The sequence below is a fragment of the Tsuneonella sp. HG222 genome (genome assembly GCF_053819185.1).
In genome coordinates, this window is sequence record NZ_JBSOQZ010000001.1 from 1,090,928 (window position 1) to 1,106,762 (window position 15,835).

The window sequence follows — 15,835 nt, forward strand, 5'->3', positions numbered from 1 at the left end:
TTTCGTCGCCTAAATCTCGGCTTTCGCTTTGACAGGCGCCGGAAAAGCCGCTCAATTTCCCTGTCATCGCCGGGCGATTCCGCGCCCCGACCGAATATTGTGTTTGATGAGGGGGATGCTCGCCAATGAACAAGAACGAATTGATCGGAGCCGTGGCTGAGGCAAGCGGACTCTCCCGCAGCGAAGCGACCAGGGCGGTCGAAGGCGTATTCGATACGATCACCGGTGTTCTCTCGAAGGGAGATGAAGTCCGCCTGGTCGGGTTCGGGACGTTTTCCGTCGCCAAGCGCAAGGCTTCGACCGGGCGCAACCCGCGAACCGGCGAGCCCATGAAGATCAAGGCTTCCACCCAGCCGAAGTTCAAGGCCGGCAAGGGGCTGAAGGATTCGGTGAACTGATTTCGCAGCGCATGGCGCACCTGCAGGGCCGCCCCGCGGGGCGGCCCTTCGCATGTCAGGGTTTGCGGCTGGCCACCGCATAAAGCGCGATCGCAGCGGCGTTCGATACGTTAAGGCTTTCGATCTGGCCGGTCATCGGCAGGCGCGCCAGCGCATCGCAATGGGCGGCTATGTTGTGCCGCAGACCTTCGCCCTCCGCCCCCAGGACCAGCGCAATGGGTGACGCGGGCAGGGCATCGGCGAAGACGGCGTCTGCTTCGCCCGCCAGGCCGATCCGCCAGTAGCCGGCCTCGGCGACTTCCTCCAGCGCGCGGGCAAGGTTCACCACGCGAACCCACGGCACCATTTCCAGCGCGCCCGAGGCCGACTTGGCGACGGTGCCGCTCTCGGGCGGGGCGTGCCGGTCCTGCGTGATGATCGCGGCGGCGTTGAACGCGGCCGCCGAGCGCAGGATCGCGCCGACGTTGTGCGGATCGGTCACCTGGTCGAGCACGACCAGCGGGCGATCGGTCTCGCCGCCAAGGACGTCGTCGATATGGATGTCTTCCAGCGGCTCGCATTCGAGGACAAGGCCCTGGTGCGGTGCATCGCGAGCCACCAGCCGGGCCAGATCCGCGCCGTCGGCGTATTCCACATTGAAATCCGGCGGAAGATCGCCGTCGAGCGAGGCGACGCTTTCGCGCGTCGCCCAGAGCTTGCGGTGGCGGCGTTCAGGATTGAGCAGGGCGGCTTCGACCGCATGGCGCCCCCAGAGCCGGACCATGCCATGCGTTGCGCGCCCGCCTGAACCGCGTCCGGTCTGCATTCTGCCAGCGCGCCCGCGCAGTGATTTCTTGCTGCCTTTTGCCATGCGTGCGCCTGTGCCAGCGGGGCCATTGACAGGCAAGCGCCGCTTCGCCATTGGGGCGCCTCTCGGCCGGGGTCCCTGCTTGCGGGGACGGCACGACACGCGGGTAAAACCGCGCTCCGGCAGGTCCGGTGGACAGGTGGCCGAGTGGTTAAAGGCAGCAGACTGTAAATCTGCCCGTGAAAGCGTACGCTGGTTCGAATCCAGCCCTGTCCACCAGCCCGCCCTGCCAGCTTACCGCTCAGACGAACCGTTATCCCGCCGTTCCGCCGGCTGGTTTTCTCGAAAGGGAACCGGTTGTCACGCCTGAACGCATACGTGGCGGTCGAGGCTTAATTCCCCCTCTAGCACCGGTTTGCCAACCTGCTGGCAGCGCTTGCGATTTCCCGCTCCGCCGGTCCCAATGTCGGCGCCACTCGCAATTATTCTTGTGCTGCGGAATAATTATTCCTACCCTCCGGAATATAAGCTTGTGAGGGAGAGAATCATGGCTTCGAAATTTCTGAGCGGCGCGTCGTCGTTCGCGCTGGGCGTGGCCGCTGTGGCGTTCCCCGCCGCTGCGCAGGATACGCAACCCACCGTCAACGATCCGGTCCAGGACACAGACGAAGGCGGCATTACAGACATCGTCGTGACGGCCCAGCGGGTCGAGGAGAACAGCCAGCGCGTTCCGATTGCGGTCGACGTGATCGAGCCGGCCCAGCTTGTTCAGCAGAACGTTATCAGGGCAGAGGATCTCTCGCGCATTTCGCCGTCGCTGTCGGCGGCGGGCGGGGGTGGGCCGACCACCGTGTTCTTCGTGCGCGGCGTGGGCAACGCCACTGTCAACGGCTATTCCGACCCGGCGATCTCGTTCAACTACGACGGGGTCTACATCGGGCGTCCGACGTCGACTTCGGGCGTGTTCTACGATCTGCAGCGGGTCGAGGTCCTGAAGGGGCCGCAAGGCACGCTCTACGGACGCAACGCGACCGCTGGCGCCATCAACGTGATTCCCAACCGTCCGAAGCTGGGCGAGACCTCGGGCAGCTTCATGCTCGGCTATGGCAATTACGACTGGCTCAGCGGCCAGGCCGCTCTCAACGTGCCCGTGGGGGACAACGTGGCGATCCGCGCGGCAGGATCGGTGGCGCGCCGCGACGCCTTCCAGTCCGACGGTAGCGGAAACCAGCGCGAACATGCCGGGCGCCTGCAGATCTACGGTGAACCGACTGCCGATCTCGACCTGCGGCTGGCTTTCGACTTCTCCCGCCAGGGCGGCGCGAGCAGCAGCGGCTTCTACCTCGGCGCCGTCAATCCCACATTCGGGCCGACGGGATTTGCCGGCTACCAGTTCGTCCCCACCGGCTTCTCGGACCAGCAGGGGCTGCTCGATCCCGCGTCCAACGCGCTGCTCGCATCGCGCTTCTACACGCAGGCCGGACACGCGGGCGCGGTCGTCGACGGACAGCCATTCAACGACAACGATTACTGGGGCGTCACGGCGGAGCTCAACTACAACACCGACGCGGGGACGCTGACGATCCAGCCGGCCTATCGCGAGGCCGATATCGCCTATGCCTTCAATGGCGTCTTCCGCCAGGGCTTCACGGCCGAAAAGGACAAGCAGACCAGCATCGAGGCGCGCTGGGCGGGCGAACTGGGCTCCTCGATCGATTATCTCGTCGGCGCAATGTACTTCGACGAGAGCATCGCGGCGACCGCCCGCTACAACCAGCAGACGCTCTCGCCCTATCAGTCCTTCGAGACAGGTACCGAGAGCTGGGCCGGGTTCGGCAAGGTGACCTGGCGGCCGATCGAGCCGCTCAGCCTCACGGCTGCCGGGCGCTATACTTCGGACAAGAAGACCTTCAACGGCACGTCGAATGTCTACATCCTGTTCTGCGGCAATCCCGCACCGCCGCAGGACATCTGCCCGACGCTGCCCTTCATCCCGCTGGTCTCGACCGAGGCGGCGCTGCGCGATTTCTACACTTCGCGCGGCTTCCCGATCACGCCGGCCCCGCTGTTCGCACTGCCACCGCAGGCGGGCGGATCGCAGACGGCGCCGTTCGTGCTGTTCTCGCCCATCGTGATCAACGACAAGCTCGACAACGACAAGTTCACCTACCGGCTGGCGGCCCAGTACGACCTGAGCCCGCGCAACATGGTCTATGCCAGCTTCGAGACCGGCTACCACGCGGGCGGCTTCTCGTTCGCGCGCGGCATCTCGACCTACGAGCCCGAGACGATCAATGCCTACACGCTGGGTTCGAAGAACCGCTTCTTCGGCAACCGGCTGCAGCTCAACCTCGAGGCCTTCCTCTGGAAATACCGCAACCAGCAGTACAGCCAGTTCGGCTACGACCTGGGCAATCCGCCGTCGACCGTGTTCCTGACGCGCAACATCGGCAACAGCACGATCAAGGGCGCGGACATCGATCTCGAATTCCTCGCGACCGAGACCACGCTGCTGTCGTCCAGCGTCCAGTACCTCGACACCAACTACGACAGCTTCACCTACTTCGCGCCCAACCAGGGGCTGCCGCCGAACACGACCTGCCCGTTCGCGCCCACCACGCAGACGACGCCGGGCGGAACGATCAACGTGTTCCGGATCGACTGTTCGGGCCGGCAGGCGTTCAATTCGCCCAAGTGGTCGTTCAACCTCAACGGCCAGCAGACCGTGCCGATCGGCAACGACTACAAGGCAGTGCTGGTGGCCGGGACCCGCTATCGCTCGTCGAGCTTTTCGACCGCGGATTACCTGCCCTACCTGCAATCGAAGTCCACCTATGTCAGCTACGCCTCGTTGACCCTCGGGCGCGAGGATGACAGCCTGTATGTCAGCTTCTACGTCAACAACATCGAAGACAACCGGCGCCTCATTACCGGCACCACCAATTCCGGGGGGCTGATTTCCGCTTCGGCCGAACAGCCGCGGACCTACGGTGTCCGGATCGGCGGAAAGTTCTGAGGCCGGGTTTTCGACTTGGAGAGTGAGACATGACCGTAAGCGTGACCGACCTGCATTATGTGGCCATGGCGGTCCCCGATCTTGCCGCGGAGCGAGAGTTCTTCGGCGAGAAGTGGGGCCTGATCGAGGTCGCCGAAGAGAACGGCCGCGTCTATTTCGCGGCCGAGGGGATGCCGCATCCCTACGTCGTCGTCCTGCGCGAGGATGCCGAGCGCAAGACCGACCTCGTCGGCTTCTCGGCCGCCTCGCGCGAGGACGTGCTGGTGATCTTCGAGCAGGTGAAGGCGGCCGGCGCGAAGATCATTTCGGAGCCCGGCCCGGCGAGCGGCCCGGCGGGCGGGTTCGCCTTCCGCTTCTTCGACCCCGACGGGCGGGCGATGGAAGTCATCTGCGACAGCACGCCGCGCGCCTTCCGCCAGCTCGACAAGGGCGAGGCGATCCCGATCGGCATCAGCCACGTCGTCTTCCACTCGCCCGACCACAAGGGCCTGGCGAAGTTCTACGAGGACGCGCTGGGGTTCCGCCTGTCCGACTGGATCGGCAACTTCATGGTCTTCCTGCGCTGCAATTCGGCGCACCACCGCGTCGCCATCCTGCCCGGGCCGCCGGCGCTCAACCACATCGCCTTCGACGTCAGTTCGGTCGACGAGCTGATGCGCGGACTGGCGCGGATGCACGAGGCCGGCATCAAGCTGAGCTGGGGGCCGGGGCGCCATACGGCGGGCAACAACACCTTCAGCTATTTCATCACGCCCAACGGCAATGCGGTGGAATACACCTCGGACCTCGAGGAGGTGGACGAGGATACCTGGCAGCCGCAGACCTACGAGCCGGGCCCGACCACGATCGACCAGTGGGGCACCGGCCGGATCATCACCGGCAACGTGCCGCACGCCGAAATGCAGCCAGACAAGGGACTGTGGCAGGTTCCGGCCTGACCATGTCGACCGAGGGGGACAAGCGATGATCGAGAGCGCGCTCGTAGTCGGGGGCGGCGTCGGCGGTATGAGCGCGGCGCTGGCGCTCGCGCGCCTTGGCGTGGCCGTCGAGCTGGTCGATGCCGACCCGCAATGGCGTGCCTATGGCGCCGGCATCAGCGTGACCGGCCTTTCGCTGCGCGCGTTCGACGACCTCGGCATTCTGGACGAGGTGCGCGAGAGGGGCTTCGTCGGCGGCGGGATTCGCTTGCGCACGGCCGATGGCGCGGTCGTGATGGAAACTCCGCCGATCCCCGATGAGGCGCCGCCGGTGGCGCGCAGCGGCGGGATCATGCGGCCCGCCCTGCACGAGATCATGTCGCGCAAGGTGCGCGGCTCCGGCATCCGCGTCACCCTGGGCACCGCGGTCGACCGCTTCGAGTTGGAGGACGGCGGTGTCTCGGTCGTCTTTCCCGACGGGCGGCAGCAGCGCTACGACCTGCTCGTCGCGGCCGACGGAATCTATTCCAAGGTCCGCCAGTCGGTCTTCCCGCAAGCAGCCGAACCGCGGTTCACCGGGCAGGGATGCTGGCGGATCGTCGCCGACCGGCCGCCCGAGGTGGACCGCCCGGAAATGTTCCTGGGCGGCCCGGTCAAGCTGGGCTTCAACCCCATTTCGGCCGACAAGATGTATGCCTTCATCCTCGAGCATGTGCCCGACAATCCGTGGTTCGCGCCCGAGGAACAGCTTGCCCATGTGGGCGATTTGCTGGCTCCCTTCGGCGCCTACGTGCCGCAGGTCCGCGCCGGGCTGGGCGAGGGTTCGCTGGTCAACTACCGCCCGCTTGAGTGGCTGCTGCTGCCCGCGCCGTGGCACCGCGGCCGCGTGGTCCTGATCGGCGACGCGGTGCACGCGACGACCCCGCACATGGCCTCCGGAGCGGGCATGGCGGTGGAGGACGGGCTGGTCCTGGCCGAGGAGCTTTCGCGTCACGACGATGTGGATCAGGCGCTGGAATCGTTTGCCGAACGGCGCTTCGAACGCGCCCGGATGGTGGTCGAGAACTCCGTCCGCATCGGCGAGATCGAGATGTCGGGCGGCAACCAGATGGACGCCAACAAGATGCTAGGCAGCACGATGCAGAAACTGCACGAGCCCTATTGAGAGACGACATGACCTACGGACTGGCCACGATCGAAGAGAATGGCGCGCAGCGGGCGGTGCTCGTTTCGGGCGAGCGCTATGTGCCGCTGTCGCACTGGGGCGAAGAGCGCGCGTTGCCAGAGCTGCTGCGCGACTGGGCTGCCGTCGGCAGCCGCCTCGGCACTTGGGCGCAGGATGTGGCTGCCTTTGCCGCGGGCGGCGACTTTGCGTCCGCGCAGGTCGCGCTGCCCTATCGGCCCGGACAGGTCTTTTGCACCGGCGCCAACTACAAGAAGCACGTCGTCGGCCTGATCATGGGCGATCCCTCGATGCGCACCAAGGAGCACGAGGACGTCGATCCTGCCGAGTTGCAGGCCCGGGTCGAGAAGATGATGGATGAGCGGGCCAAGGCGCTCCCTTTCGCCTTCCTCAAGCTGCCGGCCTGCGCGGTCGGCCCGCGCGACGACGTGATCCTGCCCTTCGACGTCGAGAAGCCCGACTGGGAGCTGGAACTGGGCGTGGTTATCGGCAAGCGGGCCCACCGGGTGAGCGAGGCCGAGGCGATGAATTTCGTCGCCGGATTCGCTGTCGTAAACGACGTTACCGCGCGTGAACTCATCTTCCGGCGCGACGGATCGGCGATCGGGGCGGACTGGCTGTCGGGCAAGAGCTTCCCCACCTTCCTCCCGTTCGGCCCGATGATCGTGCCGCGCGAATGCGTTGCCGATCCCTACGATCTGAACATCAGGCTGTCGGTCAACGGCAAGGTCTACCAGGACGAATCGACTTCCGACATGATGGCCTCGATCGAGCGCCAGATCGCCTACCTCTCGAGCCGCGTCGTGCTCGAGCCGGGCGACCTGATCTGCACCGGATCGCCTTACGGCAACGGGTCGGCGTTCGGTGTCTTCCTCAAGCCGGGCGACGTGATGGAAGGAACGATCACGGGGCTGGGCACCCAGCGCAACGCCTGCGTCGCGGAAGCGCCCGCCGCGCGCTAGCCTGTGTATAACGTGCTCGCTGGCAACTGGACGGGGGGACTTAGGAACCCGGAATCCTAGCGCTTGCGCACCCCGTCGGTGACGAGCCGCACCACGAAATCCTCGTACCGCCTGGCCAGCTCGTCGCGGTCGGTGCCCGGCGGCACCAGCAGTTCGATCAGCGGCGCGCCGGCTTCGAAGAAGTCGGAGATGCCGACGACCGCCAGGTACATGAACACCGGGTCGAAATCGTGCAGCTCGCCGTCCTCGTCCACGGCCAGGATGTGGGCGTAGTTGTTGACCGGCTGGCGATTCCACTCGCGCATCTTTTCGCGCACCTCGGGCGAGGAGGCGGAATCCAGTTCCTCGATCATCAGGCGCTGCATGTGCTTGGCGGAGCGGGTGAAGCGGAAGGTGCCGCGGATCATGTCCTCGAGCAGGTCGACCGGATTGCCCACCGGCAGGGGGCGGTTGGCATCCGCGCCGATCTGCTTGGCGACTTCGAACAGCAGGTTTTCCCGGTTGCCGAAATAGTAGCGGACCAGCGCGGGATCGGCCCCGGCCTTGCGCGCGATGGCGGTGCTGGTGACCTGGGCCGGCGGCAATTCCTGCAGCAGCGCGCGCGCCGCATCGAGCAGCGCATCCTTGCCCACGCCGGTCGCGGAAGCCATCGGCCGGCCCTTGCGCCGGGCGCCGCCGTCCTTGTCCGCGCCTGTGCTCGACGATTGTCCCCTGGCCATCGACGCCGTGCTAGTCTGCACGGGGACAAACGACAACACGCACGGCCGCGATAATATTCTTGTAGACAGGAATTATCCGGTTAAGGTCCCCGGCCAAGGAGAGGAATCGACATGGCGAATTGGCCGTTCCGGCAAGGCGTGCACGACATCGGCAACGGCGTATACGGATACGTTCAGCCCGACGGGACGTGGGGGTGGTCCAACGCGGGGCTGGTCAGCTCGGGCGGGCAGACGCTGCTGATCGACACGCTGATGAGCGTTCCCCTGACCCGCGAGATGCTGGCCGAATTCGCCAAGGTCCCCGGCGGTGCGTCGATCGACATGCTGATGAACACCCATGCCAACCCCGATCATTTCTTCGGCAACGGCGTGGTCGAAGGGGCCGAGATCATCTCCACCGCCACCACGCGGCACGAGATGGAAGGCTTCAATCCGCGCGCGCTGGCCAACCTGTCCGCCAATTGGCAGAACATGGGCGAGGCCGGCGAATTCCTGTTCGAGACGATGGGGCGGTACTTCGATTTTTCCGGGGTGGACGAGCTGGCCCTGCCGACGCGCACGTTCGACAAGGCGCTGACGCTGCGGGTGGGCGACAAGACGGTCGAACTGACCGACCTGGGCCCGGCGCACACCGATTCCGACACGATCGCCCAGGTCGTGGAGGACCGGACCGTCTTCACCGGCGACCTGCTGTTCAACGAAGGCCACCCGATCGTGTGGGCCGGGCCGTTCGACAACTGGATCGCCGCCTGCGAGCACATCATCGCGCTCGATCCCGCGGTCGTCGTGCCCGGGCACGGGCCGATCTGCGATGTAGAGAACGTGCGCACCCTGAAGGGTTACTTCGAACACCTGCGCAGCGAGGCGCGCGGCCGGTTCGATGCGGGGATGGACTGGCGCGCGGCCGCGCGGGACATCCCGATCAAGGAATATGCCCACTGGACCGATCCCGAACGGGTCGTCGCCAACGTCTACTCGCTGTTCAAGGGCTGGGATCCCCAGCTCGAGCCGGCCCCGCCGCCGGTGCTGTTCGCCGAGATGAACCGCTATCGCAAGGAACACGATGCCAAGCACGGATGCGGCCATGCCCACTGAACTGAACGCCACCCACGATCCGCAGCGGCGCAGCTGGGTCGAGAGCGCCAACGCGCCCGGCACGGACTTTCCGATCCAGAACCTGCCGTTCGGGGTGTTCGACGACGGGCGCGGTGCGCGCGGCGGCGTGGCGCTGGGCGACCGGATCGTCGACCTGTCGGCCCTGCGCGCGGCAGGGGTGATTTCCGGCCCTGCGGCGGAGGCGGCCAGCGGCGACAGCCTGTTGCCCCTGTTCGCCTGCCAGCGCGAGGCGGTGTCGGCCCTGCGCGCCACGCTGTCGGACCTCTACCGGGTGGACGGTACGGGTGACCGGGCGGCGGCCGAGGCGGCGCTCGTCCCGATGGATGCAGCGCGCATGCTGATGCCGGCCAAGCCAGCCGCCTTCACCGATTTCTGCACCTCGGCCGATCACATCCTGCGCATGGCGGCGAACGGCGGCCGCTCGCCGATGCCGGCCTGGGCGACCCTGCCGGTCGCCTACAACGGCCGGGCGAGTTCGGTCGCGGTATCCGGCACGCCGGTGATCCGGCCGGTCGGCCAGGTGGTCCCCCCCGGCAGCAACGCGATGGTCGTCGCCGCCGAACCGATGATGGATTTCGAGCTGGAGTTCGGCGCCTGGCTGGGCGGCCCGGTCAATGCGCTGGGCGAAACCGTGGATCTGGCGCGGGCGGAGGACATCCTGTTCGGCTGCTGCCTGGTCAACGACTGGTCGGCCCGCGCCATCCAGTTCTACGAAATGCTGCTCGGGCCGCACCTGGGCAAGAGCTTCCTGACGACGATCTCCCCCTGGGTGGTGACGATGGAGGCCCTCGCGCCCTTCCGCGTCGCCGGCCGCGGGCGTGACGAAGGCCAGCCCGACATTCCGGGCTATCTCGACAGCCCGTTCGACCGCGAGGCCGGCGGGCTCGACATCGAGATCGTGGCCGAACTAGACACCGGGAACGGGCCGCAGACCATCGTGCGCACCAACGTGGCCGAGCTGTTCTGGACGCTGGCGCAGATGGTCACCCACCAGGCCTCTGGCGGGGCGCCGCTCGAGGTGGGCGACCTGATCGCCACCGGCACCGTATCGGGCGCGGCGGAGGAGGCGAGGGCCTGCCTCGTCGAGATAACGAAGCTGGGCAAGGAGCCACTGGTCCTGCCCGACGGAACGCAGCGGGTCATGCTGGAGGACGGCGACACCCTGACCTTGCGGGCGACCGCAAAGGCGGAGGGGCACGTGCCGATCGGGTTCGGCCCCTGCGCCGGGACGATCGCGCCGGCCAGGGGAGCAATGGCATGAGCGGCGAGATAACCACCTGCGGCGAGCGCAAGCCGATCCCGGTCGCAGCGCGCGGCAAGCACCTGGTGGTCGACATTCATTGCCATCTCGGCATCCCCGCCGCCGACGCCATCGTGCAGGCGAAGTATCCCGGCCCGCCGCCGGGCATCAACGACTTCACCAGCGCCAAGTCGTCCGAGGTGAACCGCGCGCAGTTCGCCCAGATGGGGCGCACGCTGAACACGCTCGACACCCGGCTGGCGGACATGGACCGCCTCGGGATCGACGTTCAGGCGATCTCGCCCAGCCCGGGGCAGTATTTCTACTTCGCCGATCCCGAGACCGGTCGCGACGCCGCGCGCGCTGTGAACGACGGCATGGCGGCGGCGGTGGCGCAGCATCCCGACCGGCTGGTCGGCATGGGCACGGTGCCGCTGCAGAACGTCGAGATGGCGATCGCCGAGATGCGCCGCTGCGTTTCCGACCTCGACCTGCGCGGGATCGAGATCAGCTCCAACGTCAACGGCACGGACTTCCACGCACCCGAGCTGCGCCCGTTCTGGGCCGTGGCGGAGGAGCTGGGGGTGCTGATCTTCATCCACCCGCTGGGCTTCACCCACGCCAACCGGATGAGCGAGTATTACTTCAACAACCTGATCGGCAACCCGCTCGAATCGACGCTGGCCGTCGGCCACCTGATATTCGGCGGGGTGCTCGACGATCATCCCGAGCTGAAGATCTGCGTGGCGCACGGGGGCGGCTACATGCCCGGGTACTGGGGCCGGATGGACCACGGCTGGCGCGCGCGGGCGGACTGCTCCGAGCACTGCCGCCACGAACCCTCGAGCTACTTGCGCAAGATGTGGCTGGACACGCTGGTGTTCGACCAGGACCAGCTCGACAGCCTCGTGCGCACGCATGGCGCGGACAAGCTGTGCCTGGGCACCGACTACCCGTTCGACATGTCCGAACCGGACCCGGTGGGTTTCCACGAACGTCTTTCAGACAGCGACAAAGCCAGGATCCTCGGCCTCAATGCGGCGGACTTGCTGGGGCTGGAGCGCACGGCTTGAAGGCTGACCTCGCCGGGATGTATCGCATGCCGGTGGGGTTCGGACCCGCACCGGGGCCGCGCAACCTGCCGGCCGACCAGCGGCACCGGCGGTTCGACAAGAAAGCCGTCACGCTGACCTTCTCGGCGGCGACCGACGGGGCAATGCTTTCGGCGCTGCTGCCGGACGGCTTCACCCTGGCGGGCGAGCCGCGGCTGGAAATCGTCGTCACCCTCCTCAGCGACATCGGCTGGCTCGCCGGGCGCGGCTACAACATCGTCATGGTCCGCATTCCCGCCGCGTGGCGCTGGGAGGAAGAGGCGCAGGGTCACTTCGTGCCGGTCGTGTGGGAGAACATGGCCGACCCCATCCTGACCGGCCGCGAGGAGCTCGGCTGGCCGAAGATCTTCGCCGACATTCCCCCGCCCGAGGACGACGGGGTGAACTGGCGTGGCCGGGCCTGCTGGGACGGGTTCGAGTTCCTCTCGATGGAAGCCCGCGAGCTCGCGCCGGCGCCCGCACCCGGCGGTGCTGGCGTGCCGATGATGTTCCACAAGTACATGCCCCGCACCGGCGACTGGGGCGCGGCCGACATCGACCAGATGACCATCGCCGAGCCCGGGCCGCCGGCGCGCGAGGTGGCGTCCTGCCGCGCCGGAATGGGCCGCTTCGCCTTCCGCCGCGCAAGCTGGCAGGACATGCCGACGCAATACCCGATCGTGAACGCCCTCGCGGCGTTGCCGCTGGACGACTTCGGCCCGGCCATCCGGCTCGAAGTGTCCGGCGGGAGCGACGTCAGCGGGCAGAGGATCCTGCGATGAGCCGCACGCGGCGCGTCGTCACCGGGCACGAGGCCGACGGGCGCTCGGTCATCGTTCAAGACGGCGAAGTGCCGCACGTGCGGGTTCTGCCCGGCGCGACGTTCGACGAGATCTGGGCCACCGACGCCGCCCCCGCGCCTGTCGGGCCGTCCCCTGGCAGCGAGCCGACCAGCGCCGCCCCCGCGATCGGACCGGCGGGGGCCGGAGGCACCGTCGTGCGCATGATCGACTTCCAGCCCCTGTCGGCCGGCGGGGTGCGCAGCCCGATGCATCGCACCCGCACGATCGACTACGGCATCGTGGTCGAGGGAGAGGTCGTCCTGATCCTCAGCGACAGCGAAACCGTGCTGCGCAAGGGCGACGTCGTCGTCCAGCGGGGCACGGACCACGCCTGGGAAAACCGGTCGGATGCGGTCGCGACGATGGCCTTCGTGCTGATCGACGCGCGTTTCGATGCGGAGCTGGCCGGCATGGTCGACGTCGAGGGACTGATGCGATGAACGACACCCAGGAGATCACCCGGCGGACGGCCAGCTGGACGCTGTTCCTGCTGTTCCTGTCCAATGTCCTCAACGCCGCGGACCGTACGCTGCTGGGCGTGGTGACCGAACAGGTCCGCACCGACCTTGCGCTGTCGGACACGCAGATGTCGCTGGCGAACGGCCTGTTCTTCACCCTGTTCAACCTGCTGGGCGGGCTGTTCCTTTCGCGCCTGATCGACCGCGGCAACCGCAAGCGCATCCTGGCCTTCGGGATCGCCGCCTGGTCGCTCGCCACCGCCGCCACCGGCCTTGCGCAGGACTTCACCTCGCTGGCGCTCGCGCGCGTGGTGGTGGGCATCGGCGAGGCGACCGCGTTCCCGGCGGCCATGTCGCTGATCCCCGACCTGTTCAGGCCGCAGGCGCGGGGCAGGGCGGTGGCGATCTACCAGTCGAGCGCCTTCGTCGGCATCGTCGGCGGGACGATCGCGGCAGGCATTCTCGCGGCCGCGCTCGGCTGGCGGGCGATGTTCTTCTGGGCCGGCGGCGTGGGCGTGCTGCTCGCCGTGCTCGTCCTGGCCACGGCGCACGAGCCGGCGCGCGGCGATGCCGAGCAGCCGACGGCGGGTCTGGGGACCTTCGCCGACCTGAAGGAAGGCCTGCTGCGCGCCTGGCATACCACGGGCCTCGCCACCCTGGTCACGGGCTATGGCATCGCCGGCATGCTGACCGCGGTGCTGGCCGCATGGGGCCCGGCGTTCCTGCAGCGATCGCACGGCGTGCCGCTGGCGCAGGTCGGCGTGGCGATCGGCCCGGCGGTTGGCCTGGGCGGCATCGCGGGAACGCTGTTCGCCGGCTTCGTCGCCGACGTCGTGCGCCGGCGGACCTCCTCGATCCACTCGGTCCTGTGGATTCCGATGATTTCGCTCCCGCTTTCGGTGCCTTTCGTTCTGGGGTTTGCCTTCCTGCCGACGATGCCGCTGGCGATGGCGAGCGCGGGCTGCATGAACTTCCTGCTCGCCTGCGCGATCATCCCGTGCATCAACTTCGCGGTCGACAACGCCAAGCCGTTCGACCGCGGGCTGACGGCCACCGTCATGCTCGCCGCCTCCGGATTGATCGGCGGCGGGCTGGGCCCGTTCATCGTCGGCGTCATCAGCGACTGGCTCGCGCCCACGCTCGGTCCCGGCGGTCTGCGCTACGGCATTGCCACGATGGCCGCCGCGCCGCTGTTCGCCGCGGTGCTCATCGCGGTCACGTTCAGGGCACAGGGCCGGGCGCGAAGCGCGGCCTGACGTGCGACACGTACGATCAGGCGGGACCTGCCCGGCATGTCGCGGATGCCTTGCCGCCCGCAGGGTTCGGCCCTAGTAACCCTGGATGGCCGGTGATTTACTAGACAACCGGGGCCGGGGCGATGCCGCGTGGGGCTGGCCTCCGATCCATCCCGAAGGACGCAGGTTCGGTATCGCCGTGCTCGGCGTGTCGCTCATCACGGCCTTCCTGGCGTGGGAGACCATCGCTTGGCCGCTGGCCTTCGTTTCGCTCGGCGTCTTCGCCTTCTTCCGCGATCCGGAACGGGTCGTTCCGCAAGGGTCCCAGTTCATCGTGTCGCCGGCCGACGGCCTCGTTACCCTGATCGGCGAGGTTGTACCCCCGCCCGAACTGCAGGGGCCCGACGGGCAGGGCGGGCCGGGCCTGGGCAGCGAGCCGTTGACCCGCATCTCGATCTTCATGTCGGTGTTCGACGTGCACATCAACCGCGCGCCGATCGCGGGGACGGTCAGGCGGGTCATCTACATCCCCGGCAAGTTTCTCAATGCCGACCTCGACAAGGCGAGCGAGGAGAACGAACGCCAGCATATCCTGCTCGAGCGGTCGGACGGCTTCCACATCGCCTTCACCCAGATCGCAGGTCTCGTCGCGCGCCGGATCGTGCCGTTCGTCAAACCGGGCGACACGGTCGCCGCCGGTCAGCGCGTGGGCCTCATCCGTTTCGGCAGCCGGGTCGACGTCTATCTTCCCCGCGGGACGGATCCCAAGGTGCTGATGGGGCAGAAGGTGGTTGCCGGCGAAACGGTTCTCGCGGAAATCGGAAAACAGGGTTTGATCGAAGGGGTCAGTCAATGAGTATGGAGCCGCTGGACGACGACCGCCCGGTCGATCCGGGACCTGCGTGGCTTGGCCCCAAGGCGAGCGAGGACGAGATACCGGTCGCTCGCCGGTTCGGCGGTGGGCTTACGCTGCGCGCAGTCATGCCCAATGCCATTACCGCTGCTGCCCTGTGCTCCGGCCTCACCGGCATCCGGTTCGCCATCGTGGGGGATTGGGAAAAGTCCTTGTTCGCGATCATTCTGGCCGGTGTGCTGGACGCGATGGACGGGCGCATCGCGCGCCTGCTCAAGGCGCAGTCGCGTTTCGGCGCGGAACTGGACAGCCTCGCGGATTCGCTGAGCTTCGGGATGGCCCCGGCGCTGATCATGTTCCTGTGGAGCTTGCAGGACCTGCCGCGCTTCGGCTGGTTCGCTTGCCTCGCCTTCGCCATCAGCTGCGCGCTGCGACTGGCCAGGTTCAACGCAAGGATCGACCAGGACGATCAGCCGCACAAGTCGGCCGGGTTCCTCACTGGAGTTCCCGCGCCGGTCGGGGCCGGTCTGGCCTTTCTGCCGATGTACCTGTGGCTCGCCACCGGGGAGCAAGCGTTCCGTGAACCGTTGATCGTGGCGTTCTGGATGGCGTTTGTCGCCTTCCTGATGATCTCGAACCTGGCAACGATGAGCTGGAAGTCGATCCGGCCCACCCCTTCGATGCGGTTGCTGATGATCGCTTTCGTCGGCCTGCTGTTTGCGGCGGTGCTGATCGCACCGTGGGAAACGCTGGCGGTGATCTGCTTCGCTTACCTGGCCTTCATACCGCTGAGCATCATGAATTACGCCAGGGTCAGGCGGCAACGCGTTCCGGCAGTTGGTCCCGGCGAACCGCCTGCGCGACCGTTCGACGCGACTGACGTACGCTGAGGGCGGACGGAAGCCCGCCGGCGGCGGATGTCGCGGCGTGGCGGACGGTCAGGGCGCGATGCGCGGGCGAACCGGCCAGCTGCTGGCGGAGCGACGCCGCAGCGGCCGCTCCCTTGGCCAGCGACGCA

At 67.4% G+C, this 15,835-nt stretch carries 15 protein-coding genes and 1 tRNA gene; 14 read left to right on the top strand and 2 right to left on the bottom strand.

From position 1 onward, the window contains the following. Window positions 1-125: 125 nt before the first annotated feature. Window positions 126-398, top strand: coding sequence for an HU family DNA-binding protein (locus ACWPMZ_RS05505; protein ID WP_455703003.1), 273 nt, complete (start codon window positions 126-128; stop codon window positions 396-398). Between the two features lie 55 nt (window positions 399-453). On the opposite strand, the gene rlmB is transcribed toward ACWPMZ_RS05505, so the two are convergent. Beyond that, window positions 454-1,161 (bottom strand): 23S rRNA (guanosine(2251)-2'-O)-methyltransferase RlmB, encoded by a 708-nt coding sequence (gene rlmB, locus ACWPMZ_RS05510; RefSeq protein ID WP_455703004.1) that lies wholly within the window; start codon window positions 1,159-1,161, stop codon window positions 454-456. Window positions 1,162-1,378: 217 nt separating this feature from the next. Here rlmB and ACWPMZ_RS05515 point away from each other — a divergent pair. The 5 genes from ACWPMZ_RS05515 (at window position 1,379) to ACWPMZ_RS05535 (ending at window position 7,263) form a co-directional block, all read left to right on the top strand. After that, window positions 1,379-1,464: transfer RNA gene (locus ACWPMZ_RS05515), tRNA-Tyr, on the top strand. Between the two features lie 268 nt (window positions 1,465-1,732). Then, window positions 1,733-4,201 (top strand): TonB-dependent receptor, encoded by a 2,469-nt coding sequence (locus ACWPMZ_RS05520; protein WP_455703005.1) that lies wholly within the window; start codon window positions 1,733-1,735, stop codon window positions 4,199-4,201. A gap of 29 nt (window positions 4,202-4,230) precedes the next feature. Next, complete coding sequence (locus tag ACWPMZ_RS05525; RefSeq protein WP_455703006.1) at window positions 4,231-5,139, top strand: VOC family protein; 909 nt, start codon at window positions 4,231-4,233, stop codon at window positions 5,137-5,139. A 25-nt stretch (window positions 5,140-5,164) separates the two neighbouring features. Then, a complete protein-coding gene (locus ACWPMZ_RS05530; protein ID WP_455703007.1) occupies window positions 5,165-6,283 on the top strand; it encodes an FAD-dependent oxidoreductase in 1,119 nt (372 codons plus the stop codon). Window positions 6,284-6,291: 8 nt separating this feature from the next. Next, window positions 6,292-7,263, top strand: coding sequence for a fumarylacetoacetate hydrolase family protein (locus ACWPMZ_RS05535; protein WP_455703008.1), 972 nt, complete (start codon window positions 6,292-6,294; stop codon window positions 7,261-7,263). Window positions 7,264-7,319: 56 nt separating this feature from the next. Here the strand turns inward: ACWPMZ_RS05535 and ACWPMZ_RS05540 are convergent, their stop codons facing one another. Beyond that, the gene (locus ACWPMZ_RS05540; protein ID WP_455703009.1) at window positions 7,320-7,913 is read right to left on the bottom strand and encodes a TetR family transcriptional regulator; all 594 of its coding nucleotides are present in this window, start codon (window positions 7,911-7,913) and stop codon (window positions 7,320-7,322) included. Window positions 7,914-8,093: 180 nt separating this feature from the next. On the opposite strand from ACWPMZ_RS05540, the gene ACWPMZ_RS05545 reads away from it, so the two are divergent. From ACWPMZ_RS05545 to ACWPMZ_RS05580, 8 genes are all read left to right on the top strand, one after another. Next, complete coding sequence (locus tag ACWPMZ_RS05545; RefSeq protein WP_455703010.1) at window positions 8,094-9,077, top strand: MBL fold metallo-hydrolase; 984 nt, start codon at window positions 8,094-8,096, stop codon at window positions 9,075-9,077. After that, the gene (locus tag ACWPMZ_RS05550; protein WP_455703011.1) at window positions 9,067-10,359 is read left to right on the top strand and encodes a fumarylacetoacetate hydrolase family protein; all 1,293 of its coding nucleotides are present in this window, start codon (window positions 9,067-9,069) and stop codon (window positions 10,357-10,359) included. The genes ACWPMZ_RS05545 and ACWPMZ_RS05550 overlap by 11 nt, the downstream gene beginning before the upstream one ends. Continuing rightward, window positions 10,356-11,411 carry an amidohydrolase family protein gene (locus tag ACWPMZ_RS05555; protein ID WP_455703012.1) on the top strand — a complete coding sequence of 352 codons (1,056 nt, stop codon included), beginning with the start codon at window positions 10,356-10,358 and terminating at the stop codon, window positions 11,409-11,411. Before ACWPMZ_RS05550 ends, ACWPMZ_RS05555 begins: the two co-directional genes overlap by 4 nt. After that, the gene (locus tag ACWPMZ_RS05560) at window positions 11,408-12,211 is read left to right on the top strand and encodes an acetoacetate decarboxylase family protein (protein WP_455703013.1); all 804 of its coding nucleotides are present in this window, start codon (window positions 11,408-11,410) and stop codon (window positions 12,209-12,211) included. Before ACWPMZ_RS05555 ends, ACWPMZ_RS05560 begins: the two co-directional genes overlap by 4 nt. Next, window positions 12,208-12,711: a cupin domain-containing protein gene (locus ACWPMZ_RS05565; RefSeq protein ID WP_455703014.1), complete on the top strand. Its 504-nt coding sequence runs from the start codon at window positions 12,208-12,210 to the stop codon at window positions 12,709-12,711. The genes ACWPMZ_RS05560 and ACWPMZ_RS05565 overlap by 4 nt, the downstream gene beginning before the upstream one ends. Further along, window positions 12,708-13,985, top strand: coding sequence for an MFS transporter (locus ACWPMZ_RS05570; protein ID WP_455703015.1), 1,278 nt, complete (start codon window positions 12,708-12,710; stop codon window positions 13,983-13,985). The genes ACWPMZ_RS05565 and ACWPMZ_RS05570 overlap by 4 nt, the downstream gene beginning before the upstream one ends. A gap of 85 nt (window positions 13,986-14,070) precedes the next feature. Beyond that, entirely contained in the window at window positions 14,071-14,820 is a 750-nt protein-coding gene (locus ACWPMZ_RS05575; protein WP_455703016.1) for a phosphatidylserine decarboxylase, read from the top strand. Continuing rightward, complete coding sequence (locus ACWPMZ_RS05580) at window positions 14,817-15,707, top strand: CDP-alcohol phosphatidyltransferase family protein (RefSeq protein ID WP_455703017.1); 891 nt, start codon at window positions 14,817-14,819, stop codon at window positions 15,705-15,707. Before ACWPMZ_RS05575 ends, ACWPMZ_RS05580 begins: the two co-directional genes overlap by 4 nt. The last annotated feature ends 128 nt before the right edge of the window (window positions 15,708-15,835 follow it).

Coding starts and splice junctions, on each gene's coding strand:
- ACWPMZ_RS05530 (WP_455703007.1), top strand. CDS start 5,165: ATGATCGAGAGCGCGCTCGTAGTCGGGGGCGGCGTCGGCGGTATGAGC.
- ACWPMZ_RS05505 (WP_455703003.1), top strand. CDS start 126: ATGAACAAGAACGAATTGATCGGAGCCGTGGCTGAGGCAAGCGGACTC.
- ACWPMZ_RS05555 (WP_455703012.1), top strand. CDS start 10,356: ATGAGCGGCGAGATAACCACCTGCGGCGAGCGCAAGCCGATCCCGGTC.
- ACWPMZ_RS05580 (WP_455703017.1), top strand. CDS start 14,817: ATGAGTATGGAGCCGCTGGACGACGACCGCCCGGTCGATCCGGGACCT.
- ACWPMZ_RS05570 (WP_455703015.1), top strand. CDS start 12,708: ATGAACGACACCCAGGAGATCACCCGGCGGACGGCCAGCTGGACGCTG.
- rlmB (WP_455703004.1), bottom strand. CDS start 1,161: ATGGTCCGGCTCTGGGGGCGCCATGCGGTCGAAGCCGCCCTGCTCAAT.
- ACWPMZ_RS05520 (WP_455703005.1), top strand. CDS start 1,733: ATGGCTTCGAAATTTCTGAGCGGCGCGTCGTCGTTCGCGCTGGGCGTG.
- ACWPMZ_RS05525 (WP_455703006.1), top strand. CDS start 4,231: ATGACCGTAAGCGTGACCGACCTGCATTATGTGGCCATGGCGGTCCCC.
- ACWPMZ_RS05540 (WP_455703009.1), bottom strand. CDS start 7,913: ATGGCTTCCGCGACCGGCGTGGGCAAGGATGCGCTGCTCGATGCGGCG.
- ACWPMZ_RS05575 (WP_455703016.1), top strand. CDS start 14,071: ATGGCCGGTGATTTACTAGACAACCGGGGCCGGGGCGATGCCGCGTGG.
- ACWPMZ_RS05550 (WP_455703011.1), top strand. CDS start 9,067: ATGCCCACTGAACTGAACGCCACCCACGATCCGCAGCGGCGCAGCTGG.
- ACWPMZ_RS05535 (WP_455703008.1), top strand. CDS start 6,292: ATGACCTACGGACTGGCCACGATCGAAGAGAATGGCGCGCAGCGGGCG.
- ACWPMZ_RS05565 (WP_455703014.1), top strand. CDS start 12,208: ATGAGCCGCACGCGGCGCGTCGTCACCGGGCACGAGGCCGACGGGCGC.
- ACWPMZ_RS05545 (WP_455703010.1), top strand. CDS start 8,094: ATGGCGAATTGGCCGTTCCGGCAAGGCGTGCACGACATCGGCAACGGC.